Genomic DNA, 795 nt, shown 5'->3' on the forward strand with positions numbered 1-795 from the left:
CAGTTCCCACTGCAAACCCTGTTACCGATTTAGAACTCTGTGATGATGTAAATGATGGTGATGGCACCAACGGAATTGTACAAAATTTCGATTTAGAAAGTCAAACAACTACCATTTTAGGCACTCAAATTTCTGCAGATTTTACAGTAACCTATCATCTTTCTGCTGCAGATGCCAATTCAGGAAATAACGCGCAAGCTTCTCCTTTTACAAATACAATTCGTGATACACAACCAATTTTTGTGAGAGTTACCAATAATGCAACGGGCTGTTTTACAGATCATACATCCTTTAACGTGGTAGTAAATCCTTTACCAATCGCCAATTTTGTAGCAGATTTAGAAATTTGCGATGACAATACTGATGGTTCTGCAAGAAACGGATTTTCACAAACCATAGATTTAGAAAGTCAAACTGCTGGTATTTTAGGCAATCAAGATCCTACAATTTATACAGTAACCTATCATAGATCTTTATCCGATGCGCAAAACGGAAATAATGCATTGATTTCTCCCTATTCAAATTTAACACCAAACCAAGAAACCATTTTTGTACGTGTTTTTAATGCAGATACACAGTGTGCAAACGGAATTTCTAATTTCGATGTTATTGTAAATCCAGAACCAACCTTTTCACCCGTTTCTAATTTGTCCTATTGTGATAATGATGCCGATGGTGACGATGCGAACGGAATTATTCAAAATATAGATTTAGACAGTCAGATTCCTGGTTTATTAGGAACCACTCAAGATCCTGATGATTTTAACGTTACTTTTCACCATACTCAAGCAGATG

At 36.2% G+C, this 795-nt stretch carries 1 pseudogene; it reads left to right on the forward strand.

Going from position 1 to position 795, the window contains the following annotated elements:
- Positions 1-795: pseudogene (locus tag Q0998_RS19250) on the forward strand (CUB protein); the annotation flags it as partial.

It is taken from the genome of uncultured Polaribacter sp. (assembly GCF_947501385.1).
In the GTDB taxonomy this organism is placed as follows: domain Bacteria; phylum Bacteroidota; class Bacteroidia; order Flavobacteriales; family Flavobacteriaceae; genus Polaribacter.